Below are 17,925 nucleotides of genomic sequence, written 5' to 3' on the forward strand. Positions count from 1 at the left end.
AAAAGCTTTAATTTTATCGGCATTCGGCTGTCCCCTGTCGCCTATCGGTTCTCCGGTATTATCATCAAATTGCTGCCAACCCATAGCTTCAAAATATTTTTTTCTTAACTCTCTATATAAAACCTCTTGCTTATCGGATTGACCGTACCTATCCAGTTCTCCTGGAGAATACTGCTGGGCCCACTCATCCCATTTACCATCTCTAAGCGCACGCATGCGTGGATTGATTTCTGGATTCACTTCAATAACTCCCCAGTGAAGATGGGTACCGGCAGTTGCGCCGCGACTTAGGCGACCACCAACGCGTCCAGTATTACCTACCGTCCCGAGTATAGTTCCAGGTAAGACTCTATCTCCCTGACTAACATTAATGCCTGAACCAGGAATATCTCGACCGATAATAACAGGGCCATCTCCCGTGTTAAAAGCAATAGCTTTTCCTTGGGCATCGGTTGCAACCTCTTTGCGTCCTAAATGCTGGAATACTTGAAGCTGGGAATTCGAACTGGCGGGTGCCAGAACTATGACATTGCCTAGACCCCGGCTAATATTTGCTAAATCAGCGGGGTTCATACGGATTGAGCGTTGGTTTTCGAGACGGTCTGCAACATCTTCATATTGCCGTGCAGTATCACTTTCATAATAGCCAGCAAAAACAACTTCTGCCGCCACATGGCTGACCAGAGCTGTGCCTCTTGAAGCATTGATATCCAAACCTCGGTGAAGATAAGGATCCTGAAGATTCTCATCTTCCAAATAACCTCTCGTAGTTTGCGGGGGAGCATTTGGCTCCTCCGGTTCATGGGGTTGCCACAAAGAAATGGGCAGAGCGTCACGCAACCTATCTGAAGCCTCTAAATCCCGCAATGTTTCATGATCATTGGGGTAATCGGGATGCGTATTGTCGACTCCAGCTGTTGAGCGGCAGTTAGGCCCACGGCAATAACGAGGATCGGGAAGGGCCCTCAGAGTACCTTCTTCATGAGTGACTCTTAATTTATTGTAACTTCGCTCTAGTCCCTGAAGATCATTGACTTGGCGTCTCAAGGCGGCCGTACTCCGACGAGCTCTATCGACGATGCCGGAAACCGAACGATGATAGAATTCGGCTGAATCCAAACGCTGATCAAGAGCAGCGTCTCCAAATGAATGTGCCTCAAGAAGCGGAGATTGATAAGGGGGTAGCGGAACATAAACTTCAGACAGCAATCTAGACCCGAGCCCATTGGCCTGGACTTGCAAGCTTGCCCGTTCGCTATTTAAAGAAACGATCTCCGCACGAAAAGCATCGCTTTCCTTATTCAAACGTTCCAACTTATCCTGAGGCATTTTTACCCGGACAAACCATGCAATCACCTGGCCGCCGGCGCTGGCGACGGCGGCTCCTCCGATGGCTATGGCCGCAGGCAAGGGAACCGGCAATAGCCCCGCCATGGCAACACCGGAAACGGCGGCTGCGCCCACTAAGGTCAGCACCCGGCCCGCGATATTGGCGCCGTTAAACAGCTTCGATCTCCAAGATTTGGGGTCATCAATCGTGGTATCCACCAAACCCAAAGTCAGCGTGGTGGCCATCGACGCCAAAATACCGCCCAATCCAATGCCTATGGCTTCTCCGAAATAGCCAAGGCCGTTTAACAAACTGGCGCCCTCTTTGCCGCGCATAAGAGCGCCGATGAGGGCAAGGCCGGAGTAGGTGAAAGGAATGATGGAGAAAAGCGCAAAGGGAGTAAAAAGCAGGGCTATGCCTGCGGCAATTGCGGGAATTCCCGCAATTGCTGCGCCAATGCCTTCGCCCTCGATGGCATTGTTAAAGTCAACGTTTCTATTGCCTGTTCCTTGCCGTCCTTGGGTTCCTGGATTGGAGCCTGTTTGATTATTCCCGCCGGTGGTATTGGGTTCTGTGGTTGTGGGCATATCAGGCGTTGAGCCGCAATTGGCTGGGTCCACGGCGCAAGCCCTGCGGCGTAAATCTTCTCTGGTAGGACCGGCTTGGGCAACGACGATGCGATCCTGGGAAGAAGAAAACAGAGAATTGTCTTGAGTGGGGATATCGGGGGTAAAAGGACCTGCGGGAGAGGGAGCGGCGGGCGACAAAGACGAATCTAAGGAACCGTCGAAAAAACCCTCGGTCAAAGAATAGGCTTCTTCAGAATTTCCTGTTAACGTCGCCGACGGGACTCGTCCGGGAGAAGCTTGAGCCGGCAGGGTTTCCAGTATTAGAAGCCAGGCTAGAAAAAGATTGAGGAGTCGACGGGAGAAAGACACTTTTCTATTGATTCACTAAATAAATAATTTCCCAACTCTCTCCCCAGGATTGATTATAACATTCAGACGGATTTTTCGAAGGCTTGCAGAAGGTCGGCTGCGCTATGAAAACGGTCGGCGGGTTCGGGCTGAAGCGCTCGATCGAAAAAATCATTCAGAGTTTTAGGCAAATTAGAAACCAGCTCCGAAGGCCGCCTGAACATTTTGCGCTGCTTCTGAAGCATGAAATTGGGTCCGGTAAAGGGCATTTCCCCTGTCAGCATTTCATAAATCATGGCGCCCAGCGCGTACAAATCCGATTCTTTGCTGGCTAAACCCATTTCTTGCTCAGGGGGCATATAAGCCGGGGTTCCTCTGATCTCGGTCGAGGTCAGCTTGGCGACCGTTATTTTGGCCTGATGAGCGATGCCGAAATCCATGACTTTGGCGATTCCATCATTGGCAATCATGATATTCGAGGGTTTGAGGTCCCTGTGGATGACTTTTTTCGAATGCGCGTAATCCAAGGCTTGGCACACATCAACTAAGACTTTTTTGGTTTCAACGGCAGAGAGATGCCGCTTCTCATCTAAAAGCTTATGAAGGCCTCTGCCGGACACGTGCTCAAAAACCAAAAAAAGTTCGTCGTTTTCCTGAAGCACGGAATGGATTTCAACGATATTGGGGTGCTTCAAACTCGCGACCAATCTGGCCTCAGCCATAAAACGTTCGGCTTCCCTGCTTGATTGGCGGATTTCCGGACGCATTTGTTTGATGGCCACTGTTCTTTGAAGCGCCATGTCCATGCCCTCGTAAACCACGCCCATGCCCCCGCGGCCGATTTCTTTGGCAATTTTGTAATTGCCGGCGATTAAAAATCCGGATGTCTGCGCAGCTGCGACAGCTCGAAAAGGCGACGGCGCAGCCATGGCCGGCGCAGCGGGCGTTTTAACCGAACTTGCTCTTAATCGGCCCGCGCCTGTTGTGCGCTTAATAAAATCAAAAGCGCTTTCCGAACGGTCTTTAAGCAGCATCACTAAGCCGAAACAGCAACCCGCAAAACCCAAAACAGCAAGGCTCAACAGAGCTCCTGTATGGCCCAGCGGCCCCATCCTACGGCGCAGCTTGGCGAATTTGCCCTTTCGCTTGTCTTTCCACCCGACTTTGTCTCCGTATTTGGCCACCGCATCCTCATAAAACGTTTCCAAAGCCGGGTCCAGTTTTGCCGCGATCCTGAATTCTTCCAAAGCCTCCCGCAATTTGCCCAAACCTTCCAAAGCCATGGCCCGGTTTAAATGCGCGGCGGCTTGCGTGGCATCGAGCGCCAACGACGCCTCTGCATCTTTTAATCCGGGAATAAACTCTTTCAATTTAACGAAGGCCCAGGAGCGCTCATTTAAAGCATGGGGCGATCGGGGATCAATGGAAAGGGAACGGGTCGCGTCCAAGGCCGCGGCCCGAAAATTGCCCAATTTGTTCAAAATAGCGGCGCGCGTGATATAAGCCTGCGCATTGGTGGGATCAGCGGAAATCGCCTGAGTCGCGGCTAAAAGCGCTCCTCTTAAGTCTCCGGCAGCCAATTTATGCTGCGCCTTCAAGGCCAAGGATTGAGACAAAGTGGCGCCGCTTAATCCGCCTTGAAATAATTGATGCCCTTGATGATCGGAGCTTAAATCAGCGGGCGCGCCGAGACCTCCGCCGCCCGGCCCGTCATCCCAAATTTTAACGCCGCCGCCGGGCCCTTGGCGGGCGGATGAAGCCCCATCCAAAGACTTAACCGCGTATTCGTAAATGCCCTTGGCCGCCCTGCTGCCCGGACTCCTATTTAGCATGGCCTCGGCATCATCGACAGAACCACGCAGTTTTCCGGAATTCGCAGACATTCTGCTTAAAGTTCGAGGTTTACTTTCTTCAGAATTCTCCGTTAAAGACCCACCTAACCCTTGATCCGTGCCAATGGGTCTTCTCCTCCCCGATAAATTTCCCAAATCTCCGCTAGAGCCATCATCGCGAAAGTTCCCATCAGCGTCCGCCCCACTACCTCTTGGTTCAGCATCCGTTCTAGGACGCGACAGCCTGCCGCCGGGCAAGACGTAGCTAACAAGAGAACGGCCCTCGCTTGCAGAATCGCCTGGCGCAGGTGAATCTGTGTCATCGTCTGTAGTACCGTCTGCCACAGAGTCCCCACTATCATCTGGGAGACGTTCTAAAACACGAGGTGCGTTACTTTTAACATCTGCCCAATCACCTGATTCAGCTAATCCTCTCGCAGTCCGAAGCATGGATCTAAACTGATCAACATCTACCAACCCATTGTTACTTTTCTCCGAACAATCGTAAATCAACTGATCTACTTCAAAATTACACCGCTGGTTTTCATCTCCGTTGTCAGGTGGAACGCGGTCACATCCTAAAGTCCGAATTGCATTAGGATGGCATGTTTCGTCCGCAATCGGCTCCGCTCGCGTCGATCCAAGCGCAAAAAATAAAATTCCCGCGCTAAACCAAATTCTCCCTCTAAGCAAAGAACTTTCTCCCTTGCCTGAGATTGGCAACCAATCTCAAGGCCTATCCAAGTGTAAAGCCCAAGCCGTAAACTTTCAAGGAGTGTTTGGAAAAATTAAAAGTGGCGCGGTTTCTTGATTTCAGAAGGAACTAGAGAATTTCTTGCGAGGCGTCGATGGGTCTTAGTAGCACCGGGCGCTGCGGCAATTATCCCTGGTCTCACGTCTTGGCGTGGCAGTCAATAATGCATTGGCAGGTCGATAATCTCCGGCATATTGACTGCGCAGATTCATCAAAAAATCCAGGATCGTTCCTTCGGAACCATTGGCCAGTTCTGTAAACCTGCTGTAAAAAAATGCCGGTTTTTCTTCTGTGGGCACATCATCCTTTTGCGGAATCCAAGGTCTATAAAAAATTCCCACTTCCAAACCCAGCGGTCCGGTTGTATTGTGTTCTTTCACTCTCATCACAGCCAGAATCTCCCTGAGCAAATTTTTGGCATGCTCCCCTCGGCCTTGTTGACGCAAACCGTCGAATGCGATGGCGAACGGCGTGAAACGCCGGGTCCCAAGATCATAGAACCATTCCAGCGGAGCCTTGACGCAAAACTTGCGGCCTCCGTCCTGAAAAACGCATTCCCGCTCAATGCCCATGGCCCGCAAATTAACATCGAGCTGTCGAAGGCGCGCATTGTGCAGATTATTCTCGGCAACAATGCCTTCAAAAGCCCCTAATACTTGCGCGCGAAAATTTCTGTTCCTGCGATGATCGGCAATTTGCCTGACCCTGCCGGAGAAAGCCTCGAAAGTAAGCGCTGAGGATGCGTATTCTCGCGAAGCGGCCAACAAATCATCCAGCAGAATAATGCCGTCGGTGTTGCCGACGATTAAACACCCGTCCAAGTCTCGGTAAAGCTCCCTCGAGGTTCCTCGCTCATAACTCCAGACAAACTGGAGAAAATACGCAAATCCGGCGTCATGCTCGCCGTGAGGGATAAGCCCGATGGCGGATAAACCGTCTTTAACACCGTCCAATGTTACGGCCGGCAACTTAGACACGAAACAATCCTGATTGACCAACGATCCCGGACTGCCCGCCAGGACCACGTTCTTCGCCAAAGCAAAAACGACGATTAGGAAAGCGACATTCGTAAACTTATAGATACCCATTGCTTATTTCCCGGCCTTTCAAAAAATAGCTTAACCTGGAAAAAAACAAAATAGAAAAGACTTTAGGCCTATCTTGAATTAGGACTTTAGACCTAAAATTAAAAACCCATCAAATCGTGAACAAATTCTACGGAGAGCAAGCGGCCAAACCGGATGTCACCTCGGGCAAGGGCGAACCGCAATCGTCGCAACTGCGCGGGCAAAGACCCATCAATAGCTCGATGGTCGGCCGGATGTCCAGGTGCGTATGCGCCGAAGCGCCAACGACAGAGCCCGTCGGCGATACATGCGGACCCCGCGCATAAAGCCAGATATCCCTTGCCTGCATAATCATCGCATGGCCGGTCCAGTCGGCGCCGGTTCCGCGCCCATGATCGGTCGTGACGATTAAGGTCGTATTGCGGCCGTAATCACCCAGACCGTCGATTGTCGCCGCTAACAGAGCAAGCCATAAATCATATTGTCTTAAGGCCGCCAAATACCGCGCATAGTCCCCCTCATGGCCCCAGTGGTCCGAGTCATTCAAAGAAATATAAAGAAAACGCGGCCGCCGCGCCATCAGGTAAGCAAGGGCTTTGGAAAATGTCAGGCGGTCCAAACGCGCTTCCGGAGATACCAAATCGTCAGGGCTGTCACCCGCCTGAGGCCCTGCCCTGACCGCGGTTGCGCCGGCTGAATGTTCGACAGCCAGGGCAATGGGCGCCCATGAAGCGAATGTGGCCGCTTGCTCCGGTTCCAAACCCAAGAGATTGACCAGACGTTCAGGGAAAGTGCCGTAGCCGACACGATCGCAATCGTTGGCCAAACAACCGGTTGTCAGGCCGGACATCATGCTGAAATAACCGGGCAGGCTAACCCCCGTCAAATTAGCGATCCGCATTTGATTGCCGGTCGCAGGATTTCCGTAAATGACGCTTTGAGGGGCCGTTTGCGACCAAAAACGCGAGAAAACGACGCCCGTCTCACTTGAATCCAAATCGGGATCGGGACCGCCAAAAAACTCTTGCCAACGTACGCCGTCTAAAGTCACTAAAACGACATTGCCCGCTGCTGTGGAATTCGTGGTTTTACTCTCGGCCGCCCGGCCATGAATAGGAATTAAAAAAAGAATCAGCAACGAAAATAATCGCATAGGCATCTCTATCTATTTTAGAACGGCCTAAATAAAATTCTAGAAGCTTTGGACCTATATGATCCGAGGTCTTTAGACCCCGGTTAAAATGATCTCAAAGCGCTTTTTGGAAGGCGTGGAGCAGTTCGGCTCCGCCGTGAAATCTTTCCTGAGGCTCCGGGTTGAGAGCGCGTTGGAAGAATTGATCGAGGGCTTTAGGCAGCTCAGGAACAAGCTCTGAGGCCGGTTTATACATGCAGCGCTGCTTCTGATGAAGAAAATTAGGCCCAGCAAAGGGAATCTCTCCTGTGAGCATCTCATAGGTCATGACGGCCAGGGCGTAGAGATCGGATTCTTTCGAGGCTAATCCCATCTCCTGCTCAGGAGGCATATAAGCAGGGGTCCCCCACATCCCGGCTGAGGTAAGCTTGGAAACAGTCAATTTGGCCTGATGCGCGATCCCGAAGTCCATGACTTTAGCCTGATTGTCCTCGGTCACCATGATATTGGAAGGTTTTAAATCCCTGTGAATAATCTTCTTGGAATGAGCGTAATCCAAGGCTTTTGAGACATCTTGGAGAATATTGTTGGTTTCTTTGGGGCTTAACCTGGGCTTCTCATCCATAAGCTTATCCAAGCCCTTGCCTGAGATGTATTCAAAAACAAGGAATAAGTCCCCGCTATCCTGAAGAATTGAATAAATCTCGGCTAAATTAGGGTGCTTTAAGCTCGCCACCAGTCTAGCTTCAGATAAAAATCGCTCGGTTTCTTTGCTTGATTGGCGTATCTCAGGACGCATCTGCTTGATGGCCACGGTGCGGGCAAGGGTGATGTCCTTGCCCTCATAAACAACCCCCATGCCCCCCCGGCCTAATTCCCTGATAATCTGGAAGTTGCCCGCAATCAAGCGTCCTGCCGTGTTTGAGGAGGGGGTTGCGATGGTCGGTGTTGAAGAAGGAGGCCCGGCTAGCGTCGTTGCGGCGATTGTCGCCACATCAGAGGGCCGGACTTGAGCTTGAGGCATCACCATGGTTTTGGCATGGCCGTTCGTGCCTTGCCCAGGCATCGGTTCATCATTAACCCGCCTCAATGCCTTAAACAACGCGTAAGCCAACACCAACCCCAAAGCACCCAATCCCGCCAACGGAAGAGCGGAACCTAAAGGCCCCAGCCTCTGCCTTAAAATCCTTGAAACCTTCTTCTTGGGCCGATCTGTCCATCCCACTTGAGCCCCGTACTTATCAACAGCATCCTCGTAAAAAGCCATCAACGCCGGATCAAGATCGGATGCCGCCTTAAACGCCTCCAAGGCCTCCTTATACTTGCCCAATCCCTCCAAAGCAATCGCCTTGTTCAAATGAGCCACGGCCTGGGCTGCGTCAATGGCTAATGAAGCGTCCGCGTCTTGTAAAGCCGGAAGGAACTGTTTAAGCTGATTATGAGCCCAGGAGCGCTCATTAAGAGCATTCGTTGATTTGGGATCAAGGGCTATGGCACGGGTGGCGTCTAACTTGGCTCCCTCGTAATTGCCCATCTTGTTCAAAATAGCGGCTCGGGAGGAATAAGCCTGAGTGTTTTGAGGATCAGCGCCGATCGCTTGGCTGGCCGCCAGCAGAGCGCCCTTTAAATCCCCAAGCTCCATCTTATGCCGGGCGCTGGCGGCTAAAGTCTGGGACAAAGTCATGGACCTTAACCCGCCTTTAAAGAGTTCATGCCCTTGATGAGAACCTTGGCCTGTTAATCGGGAAGGATCGGGCCCCTTCAATCCATCCTCAAGCATCACCGCAAAATTGGGTTTTTGTCCTTTGGCATTACCTCCGTCCATGGACCGGGAAGCGTAATCATAAATGCTTCGGGCCACTTGATTATTGGGGTCCCGGTCTAAGACCATTTTCGCGTCTTCAAGGGCCCCCTTTAAATTCCCGGATTCAACACGGGCTAAACTCCTCATGGTTCTTGATTGGGTGTCGGAGCCTAGCGTGCTTGCGCCGGAATCTAAATCCTCGACGGGACCAGCGGATCTATCGCGCGTATCAGGACGATCGTTTCTGAATTTTGAATCACCCGGCGCACCCAACTCACCCCCATTTTCTTTCGCAGCATTAGCTGCCGATGAAGCTGCGTTACCCGCCACCTCTCCTATGATATTTCCCCCAGTATCAGCTGTTTCCTCCGCATCCGCATTCACGGCGTTGGCTTCTTCATCGGCAAGAATTTGTTCCGAGGTGCGAGGCTCAATGAGACTAAGTACAGCCGCGACTCTTTCTCGAGGACGGTCCCAAATCTCCCCATCTCTGCCCCCTCTGTATGTATATCTAAGCGCTTTTCTTAAATCTGGACCGATCGAGTCGGCATCATCAGGATTGCTGGCTATCCTGGCCTGGCAACGCTCGGCCAAATTGTAAATGCCAATGGCACATTCAGCGTCCCAGTTAAGCTTTTCTTCAGGATCTTTCGGGCCATGCCTGCGCGGAGTATGACAGCGACGATCTCTAATGAGCTGAATTTCACACTCACTAACATTGACTGGTTCTGCCCAGGCAAATCGAAAAACAAAAAGTACTACCCCAGCCGCGATAGATGTACTCAACCTCTTATTAATGCGTCTCATGCCTCCTTGAGTCTACAGGTGAACCGGCCGACTTTCAAGGAGCGTTTGCTCACGCGTTGGGGCGCCGCAAGGAAGGGATTGCGGTTTCGCGGCGGGCAACCTACACTATCCTAGACATGCTTTCTCTTAAAGTGATCGGGCCGCATCATTTGCGCTGGGTGGCGGAATCAGGGCAATGGGTGCTTGTCCCCAACCAAGATTTTCTCACTAAAGAAGCCGTCCTCAACCGTTTTCCCTTTGTCATCGGCCGTGCCGAAGATTGCACATTAACCTTGCCTCAAAACGACGGCATGGAAGTCAAAGCCAGCCGCTGGCATTGCCATATTCAAGAGCGCCAGGGCGAGTGCTGTATCATGGACGGCAGCTTGGGCGTGGTCAAAGAAGCGGGCAAGCCCAAACCATCGGCGGCCGGCACCATGATCAACGGACAAAAAATCACGATCCCGACGCGCCTGAAGCCGGGCGATCATTTGCAAATCGGCCCGTGGCAGTTTGAAGTCAAAGAAGCGCTGGGGGTCAAGGTCGACGCCGCGGGCGTCATGGAAGCAATCACCAGCGGCCGGGGCCGGAGACAGCTTGATCCCGCCAATCCCAAGCTCAAGGAAAAATTCGGTCAAATGCATGAGCTGGTCCGGCGTCTGGCGCAAATCCCGGACGTGGAAGAATCTCTGATCACGCTTTTAGGCTATTGCACCTCAAAAATAGAAGCCGCGGAAGTGGCCGCGATTTTGCTGGCCAAATCCGACGGCGGCTTTGCCACGCGCCTGGCCTGGCAAAAAGGCATGGGGCGAGTCCCGGAGTTTCACTTCAGCCAGAAACTTCTTGAGTCATTGCCCGCGGACCATTCCTATCTTCTTGAATCCGCTTTAAAAGACCGCTCGGAAAGCCAGTCGGCCCATGACATCAGCTCCGGCCTTTTGGTGCCGCTCTGGGGCAAAGGGGAGCGCCTGGGCGTTCTCTATCTTGACAATCGCCGCAACGCCAAGAGCTTCGGGGAAGAAGACCTTTACCTGGCCTCGGCCATCGCGAGCCTGGTCAGCCTGCAAATCGCCCTTAATCGCCAATCGGAACTAGGCAGGATCAAGGAAAATATGGCCCGCTACTTTGCCCCGGATGTCGTCGAGCGTATCGTCGAAGAGTCGGCATCGGGACAATCCGTCGGCCTTGAGGTGCAGGAAAAATTGGTCGCCGTGCTTTTCGTGGACATGGAAGGGTTCACGGCCATGAGCCACACGAAGACTCCCAAGGAGATCGCTGAGATTTTAAATCCTTACTTTGAAACCCTGGCTTTTTGCATTCAAAGCGAGGGCGGGCACGTCAACAAATTCATCGGCGACGCGGTCATGGGGATTTTCGGCGCTAATCCGGGCGAGGGAGCGCAATTGAAACCCGCTGAAATCGCGGCCCAGGCCGCCCGCGCTGCGCTGGCCATGCTCAAGCGCTGGCCGGAGGTGGCGACCGAGCGCGGGCTGCCGCAAAAACGCCTGAGGATCGGCATCAACGTCGGGCGCGCGGTGGTCGGCAATATCGGCTATTCTCAGCGCCTGGAATACTCGGTTTTAGGCGATCCCGTGAACGTGGCCTCGCGCATGGAGCATTTAGCCCCGCCGAATAAAACCGCGGTCAGCGAGGAAACTAAAAAGCTGCTTGAGGATCTTTTCGAATTTGAAGACGCAGGCGAACAGGAAGTCAAAGGCGTGGGCAAGGTCCACGTTTATGTTCTTCGAGCGCCCCTTGCGGTCAGCGACCGGTGATTGACTTCTTCCAGCCCCTCCGGTTTTGATTTGATGAATTGATAAAAACCCTTAACGCCGACTTTAGAGACGGAAATCAAAAGGCTGCGGGTCCGCTGCACCACCTTTAATTGATTCTTCAAGACATTGCCGTCGATGGGCTTGTACAAAAAATCATCGACACCCTCTTCCATGGCCTGACAGTAATCGGCAACCTTGGTCTTTTTTCCGGTGATGAGGAAAAAGAAAGGATACCCGCTGTTGGACCGGCGGCGGACCTTGCGGCAAAAAGCCAGGCCGTCCATTTCCGGCATCATCCAATCGCTGATAATGAGATCGATATCCTGGCGGTTGAACGTTTCCCATGCTTCTTGACCATTCGGGGCGATCAGAACCTCGCAACCGAACTCGCTAAGAACGGCCTCCAATAACTTCTGAGAAACCGGATCATCATCAGCGACGAGAACTTTCATGGCTTTTCCCTCCCTGGGGTTTTTTGAGGCACTGGCGAATGCGTTCAAACTCCTCGTCTAAAGCGGCCAGTTGCTTATCAAGACCCGCGAGACGCCGCGAGCCGGCGCTCTCCTCGATACGCCGGCAAATCTCCGCCATTGCGTCGAGGCCGAGGTTTAAGCTGCTTCCCCGCATCGCATGGGCGGCGGCGGCCACGGCCTTGGCGCTTTTTTCCGAATAAGCCTTTTTTAAATCATTGATGTATTGAGGCGTCTTATTAAGATAAAGCGCAATAAGCTCGGCCACAAGTTTAGGGTCGTCGATGCCCTCGGGCAACCGCACGGTCACCTCCGGCCGGCCCCCGCCATCCACCCACTTATCCAAAATGCCGACGAGCTTCTCCATGGTCACCGGTTTTGAAATGTAATCATCCATGCCCGCGGCCAGGCATTTTTCCCGATCGCCGGGCATGGCATGGGCCGTGACGCCGACGATGGGAATCCTAACCGAGCCCTGCTCCCTCTTGCGGATGGCGGTGGCCGCTCGATAACCGTCCATCTCCGGCATTTGGCAATCCATCAACACAAGACGGTAGGGAAACCGGCCGGTGGCTTCAATGGCTTCTTTTCCGTCGGCAACGACATCGGACTCATAGCCCAGCTTCTTAAGCTGAATTTGCATCATCCTTCGATTGACGCTGTGGTCCTCGGCAACGAGCACGCGGATTTTGTGTCCTTTGGTTTTCGAGGCGCGCTTGGCTCCGGCCGCGGCCGCCGCAGGGCCAAGGCCATTGCGCCCTGATCCCAAAGAAGCAAAAAGCGCGGCTTGACTGACGGGCTTGCTGATCGAGCGATCGATGCCCGCCGAGTGCATTTCTTTCAAATCAACAGATTGAATCAAGTTGGTCATCAAAACCAACTTAATCGCAGGCAGGCCCTTCTTGATCTTGGCGGCTAAAGCCAAACTGTCGACGCCGGGAATTCGAGAATCGATCAAACAAAAACCGTAAGGATCACCGGCAGCCGTCGCTTTGGCCGATAGGGATAACCCCTCCTCTTCACCGGCGACGCCTTCGGCGCGCATGTTCCACTGATTCATCTGCTCGATCAGCGCGCGCCGCGCGCTGGCATTGTCGTCGATAATCAAAACGCGGACGTTCGACAAAGCGGCGGCCGGGACCGGCCTCTGGCCGGCGGCGGCTTGTTTTTCAAAGGCCAAATCAACAAAAAACGTGGAGCCCTGACCCAGCGCGCTGTCGACGCCGATGGCGCCGCCCATCAAATCCATCAGCCGCTTGGAGAAGGCCAGCCCGAGCCCGGTGCCGCCGAACTTGCGGGTTAACGAAGTATCGGCCTGGGTGAAAGGTTTAAAAAGACCTTGCCTCTGTTGCGGAGAAATGCCGATGCCCGTGTCCCGAATGGAAAAACGAAGATGCGCATGAGTATCCGTCTCTTGTTTATTGCTCACATGGATCACAACTTCACCCGTTTCCGTAAACTTAATAGCATTGCCGCCCAAATTAATCAAGACTTGGCGCAGGCGCGACGCGTCGCCCAACAAAACCGAAGGAACGTCCGGATCCGCCCAGGCCACCAGTTCAAGCCCTTTGAGCTGGGCGCGGGGCGCCAGGAGCTCGGCCACGCTCTCAACGACGCCCCTTGGGTCGAAATCCTTGATCTCGAGAGCCATTTTCCCGGACTCGAGCTTGGAAAAATCAAGAATATCGTCAATGATGGACAAGAGTAAATCGCAATGCTCGCGCACCATTTCGGAGTATTGGCGCTGCTCGGACGTCAATTTAGTGTCAAGCAAAAGGCCGGCCATGCCCATCATCACATTCATCGGCGTCCTGATCTCATGGCTGATATTGGCGACAAAATCCGACTTGACGCGGACCGACTCAAGGGCCGCGTCGCGGGCTTTGATTAATTCCCGCTCAAGACGTTTGTGTTCTTCGATCTCGCGGGCCGCCGCATAAAAAACCTTCTCCCCGGGAACCGCAACGCAGCTCCACAGCAGCCACCGATAAGATCCGTCTTTGGCCTTGAAACGATTCTCGAAAGCGAGCGTGTGCTCCGAATAAGTCGTCAGCTGCCGCCAATGCTCCTTCATGGCGGCGTGATCATCAGGATGAACGAAGTCAAGGAATGTCCGGCCGGCCAATTCCGCCGTCGAAAATCCGGTCGCTTTTTCCCACGAGGCATTGACCTCCTGAATCAAGCCGTCGAAGCCCACGATGCCCATCATCTCAAGGGCCAAATAAAAAAACCGGTTGCGCTGGTCCTGGATGCGCGCGATTTCCTGCTGATGCTGCCGGCTTTCGATCTGGCGCAGTTGCTCGGCTTGTTCCCTGATTTGCTCGGCCTTGTTGAAAAGCTCGACGAACACCGCCACCTTGGCCCGCAAAATCTCCCCGATGAAAGGCTTGAAAATATAGTCGACGGCGCCGACCATATACCCCTTTTGAACCTGCATTTCGCCCATGCTGATCCCGGTCATAAAAATAATCGGGGTGTGCCTGGAGTTTTCGCGCCGGCGGATCAACGAAGCCGTTTCAAAGCCGTCCATTTTGGGCATGTGAACATCGATAATGATCAAAGCGAAATCCTCTTTTAACAGATGCCTCAGCGCCTCCTCCCCCGAATGCGCCTTGACCAAATGATACCCCTGGTCTGCTAAAACCGTCTCCAGGGCCAGCAGGTTCTCCTCATGATCGTCAACCAATAAAATGTTGACCCTGCGCCGCGAGGGCGCTGGGGCTACGCAAGCCGCCGGCGCCTTAGGCGCGTAGTCCGACTCTTTGTTTTGGAGCAAGCGCCCTCCTTTTTTTACTTATTTGCCGAGGACAATCCGGCGAACTCATGACGATAGAGCCAAACGCGCAGCAAAGATAACAACCGTTCCACGTCCACCGGCTTGGGAATATAATCCGTGGCGCCGGCATCGATGCATTTCTCCCTATCCCCTTTCATGGCCTTGGCCGTCAAGGCGATGATGGGCAAGGTCTTGAATTCGCCCATGCGGCGGATTTCCCGCATGGTTTCATAGCCGTCCATGCCGGGCATCATCACATCCATCAAAACGATCCGGATCCCGGGGTTGGCGCGCAGGGAATCGAGCCCTTTTTTGCCGTCCTCCGCATAAATGACCCTCATGTGGTAACGCTCCAAAACGCTGGTCAGGGCAAAAATGTTGCGCACATCATCATCAACGATCAGGATGGTTTTTCCGGCGAGCATGGGTTCATCCCGATGCAGTTCCTCAATCAAGCGCCGCTTGCGTTCGGCAAGCTGATTATTCCCCTGGTGCAAGAACAAGGACACTTCATCAAGCAGGCGTTCCGGCGAGCGGGCGTCTTTAATGATGACGGATTCAGCCGCCTTCCTGAGCTGCTGCTCTTCTCTCGGGGCGAGATCCTTGCCCGTATAAACAATAATAGGGAAGCGATCCCCGTCGGCGTCTTTTTTTATTTTCTTAATAAGAGAATACCCGTCCATGTCGGGCAATTTGAGGTCTAAGACCATGCAATCGAACGATCCTTTTTCGAGGACGGCCAACGCCTGAGCGCCGTTGTCTACGGCCGTCACGCTGACATTGTCCCCGCTCAAAAGCTCAATGATGGCTTTGCGTTGAACCTCGCTGTCTTCCACCACCAAAAGATTCTTGACGGGCCGGTCGACGTACTCCTTCATCTTCCTCAATACCTTGTTGAGCGCTTCTCCTGAGACCGGTTTAATGAGATAGGAGAAAGCTCCCTGAGACAAGGCGCATGCGCCGTCTTGTTGGACCGTCATAATCGTCACAGGGATATGCCGGCTGGCCAAGTCATATTTGATTTGGTCCAAAATCGTCCATCCGTCCATATCCGGCAGCTCCAGATCAAGCGTCACGGCGCTGGGCGCGTATTTTTTGGACAGCGCCAACCCGGCGTTGCCCTGCAGGGCGATTAATGTTTTAAAGCCCAGCTTCCGGGCGGATTCCTGAATCAGACAGGCGCAAACAGGGTCGTCTTCAACGATCAAGAGCGTCCGGTCCCCGCTTTGAATCAACAAACGATCATCATCGAGCTCCGCAGGGAGGACCTCGCTTTTTTGCCCGCCGTTAGTCGCCGGTTTGACGAGCACGACGGAATCGGCGGTTGCGCCGGGAAACCCGGGTGTTGTGAGATCGGGGTGAACGCCCGCAATCGGCAGATAAAACGTAAAGCGGCTGCCCTTGCCCAGGGCGCTTTCAACGCGAATTTCCCCGCCCAACATCTCAGCGATCTGGCGGCTGATGGACAGGCCCAGGCCCGTGCCTCCGTATTTACGGCTGGTCGTCATGTCCACCTGTTGGAATGCGTCAAAAATAATTTTTTGCTTATCGATGGGGATGCCGATCCCGGTGTCGGTCACGGCAAAAGCAACCACGCGCTCGGCCTTGCTTAAACTCTCGATATTGGGATTCCAGCCGCTTGCGGCCAATCTGGCCTCCAAAGCGACGCTGCCTCGTTCCGTAAACTTGAGCGCATTGGAGAGTAGGTTGCGCAAGACTTGATACAGACGTTTGGAGTCCGTGTATAGCGTCGTCGGCAGATCGGAATCAAGCTTGATGGCGAATCCGATGCCCTTGTCCTCTGCGATCTTGCGGAACCCGCGATCCACATAGTCTTGAATATCACTGAAGCTCACTTCGTTGAATTCCAATGAGATGGTGCCCGATTCGATTTTCGACAAATCCAAAATATCGTTGATCAGCGCCATCAAATCATTGCCCGAGCCTAAGATGGTTTTAGCGAATTCCACCTGCTTGGGCGTTAAATTCTCTTCAGGATTATCGACCAGCGAGCGCGCCAGGATCAGCAGGCTATTGAGCGGTGTTCTCAGTTCATGAGACATATTGGCCAAAAATTGCGACTTATATTTCGATGTCAACGCCAGCTGCTCCGCTTTTTCCTCGACGGTTTGGCGGGCGACCTCGATTTCCCGGCTTTTGCCCTCGACTTCCTTCTTCTGCTCCGATAACAGCCTCGCTTTTTCCTCGAGCTGGGCGTTGGTCAGCTGAAGCTCCTGGGCCAAGGACTGCGATTGTTTGAGTAGATCCTCCGTCCTCATCGTGGCCGCGATGGTGTTTAAAACGATGCCGATGGACTCCATTAATTGCTCCAGGAAAGTCAGGTGAATCTCGCTGAAGCGATGAAGTGAAGCAAGCTCGATCGCGCCCTTGATCTCGCCTTCAAAAAGCACGGGCAGCACCGCGATATCCACGGGCACGGTTTCGCCCAGGCCGGAATTAACCTTCAAATAAGAGTTGGCGATCCGATGCAGGAGAAAACGTTTTTTCTCCACGGCGCATTGCCCGATAATGCCCTCGCCCATCGCCAAAACTTTTGGGACCGAACCCGGCTTGCAGGCGTAGCTGGCCAAAAGTCTCAATGAGGATGAACGCTCTTGCCCGGGATTGTAGTAAAGATAAAAAAGACCCTGGTAGGCGCCGACTAAGGGCGCCATTTCGGACAGGATTTGCCGCGAAACAGTGTCCAAATCGCGTTGGCCCTGCAGCATGCGCGTAAATTTAGCCAAGTTCGTCTTCAACCAGTCTTGATCCGCATTCTTATGGGTTGTTTCCCGCAGGTTTCTGATCATTTCATTAATATTGTCTTTTAAAGCCGCGACTTCGCCGGCGGCTTGCACGGCAATCGATTGGGTCAGATCGCCCTTGGTGACGGCCGTGGACACATCAGCGATGGCGCGCACCTGATTTGTCAGGTTGGCGGCCAATTGATTGACATTGTCGGTCAAATCCCTCCAAATGCCGGTGGCGCCGGGAACACGCGCCTGGCCGCCTAATTTGCCTTCAACACCCACCTCGCGCGCCACGTCCGTCACCTGATCGGCGAACGTCGCCAACGTATCGGTCATGGCATTAATCGTATCGGCTAAAGCCGCGATCTCGCCGCGGGCGCCCAAGGCCACTTTCTGTCTCAAATCGCCATGGGCCACGGCCGTGACTACTTTGGCGATATTCCTGACCTGGCTGGTCAAATTGGACGCCATGGAATTGACGTTATTGGTCAAGTCCTTCCACACTCCGGCCACGCCCTTGACGCGCGCCTGG

General features: G+C 53.3%; 9 protein-coding genes. 1 reads left to right on the forward strand and 8 read right to left on the reverse strand.

What is annotated here, in order from left to right:
* From HYT79_12255 to HYT79_12275, 5 genes are all read right to left on the reverse strand, one after another.
* Positions 1-2,268 (reverse strand): M23 family metallopeptidase (locus HYT79_12255; protein MBI2071352.1); only part of this gene is annotated, 2,268 nt, incomplete at its 3' end.
* Between the two features lie 62 nt (positions 2,269-2,330).
* Positions 2,331-4,130 (reverse strand): protein kinase, encoded by a 1,800-nt coding sequence (locus HYT79_12260; GenBank protein MBI2071353.1) that lies wholly within the window; start codon positions 4,128-4,130, stop codon positions 2,331-2,333.
* 804 nt (positions 4,131-4,934) lie between these two features.
* Positions 4,935-5,921 (reverse strand): hypothetical protein, encoded by a 987-nt coding sequence (locus HYT79_12265; protein MBI2071354.1) that lies wholly within the window; start codon positions 5,919-5,921, stop codon positions 4,935-4,937.
* Positions 5,922-6,048: 127 nt separating this feature from the next.
* On the reverse strand, positions 6,049-7,059 hold the full coding sequence (locus HYT79_12270) for an alkaline phosphatase family protein (protein ID MBI2071355.1): 1,011 nt from the start codon (positions 7,057-7,059) through the stop codon (positions 6,049-6,051).
* Between the two features lie 88 nt (positions 7,060-7,147).
* The gene (locus HYT79_12275; GenBank protein ID MBI2071356.1) at positions 7,148-8,983 is read right to left on the reverse strand and encodes a protein kinase; all 1,836 of its coding nucleotides are present in this window, start codon (positions 8,981-8,983) and stop codon (positions 7,148-7,150) included.
* A gap of 776 nt (positions 8,984-9,759) precedes the next feature.
* Here HYT79_12275 and HYT79_12280 point away from each other — a divergent pair.
* On the forward strand, positions 9,760-11,397 hold the full coding sequence (locus tag HYT79_12280; protein ID MBI2071357.1) for an FHA domain-containing protein: 1,638 nt from the start codon (positions 9,760-9,762) through the stop codon (positions 11,395-11,397).
* Here the strand turns inward: HYT79_12280 and HYT79_12285 are convergent.
* The 3 genes from HYT79_12285 to HYT79_12295 all read right to left on the reverse strand — a co-directional run.
* Positions 11,358-11,849, reverse strand: coding sequence for a response regulator (locus HYT79_12285; GenBank protein MBI2071358.1), 492 nt, complete (start codon positions 11,847-11,849; stop codon positions 11,358-11,360). The two genes, HYT79_12280 and HYT79_12285, sit on opposite strands and share 40 nt — an antisense overlap.
* Complete coding sequence (locus HYT79_12290; protein ID MBI2071359.1) at positions 11,830-14,643, reverse strand: response regulator; 2,814 nt, start codon at positions 14,641-14,643, stop codon at positions 11,830-11,832. The genes HYT79_12285 and HYT79_12290 overlap by 20 nt, the downstream gene beginning before the upstream one ends.
* Before the next feature lie 14 nt (positions 14,644-14,657).
* The coding region (locus tag HYT79_12295) for a response regulator (protein MBI2071360.1) at positions 14,658-17,925 on the reverse strand (3,268 nt) is incomplete at its 5' end.

The sequence above is a fragment of the Elusimicrobiota bacterium genome (assembly GCA_016180815.1).
Taxonomy (GTDB): Bacteria; Elusimicrobiota; Elusimicrobia; order JACQPE01; family JACQPE01; genus JACPAN01.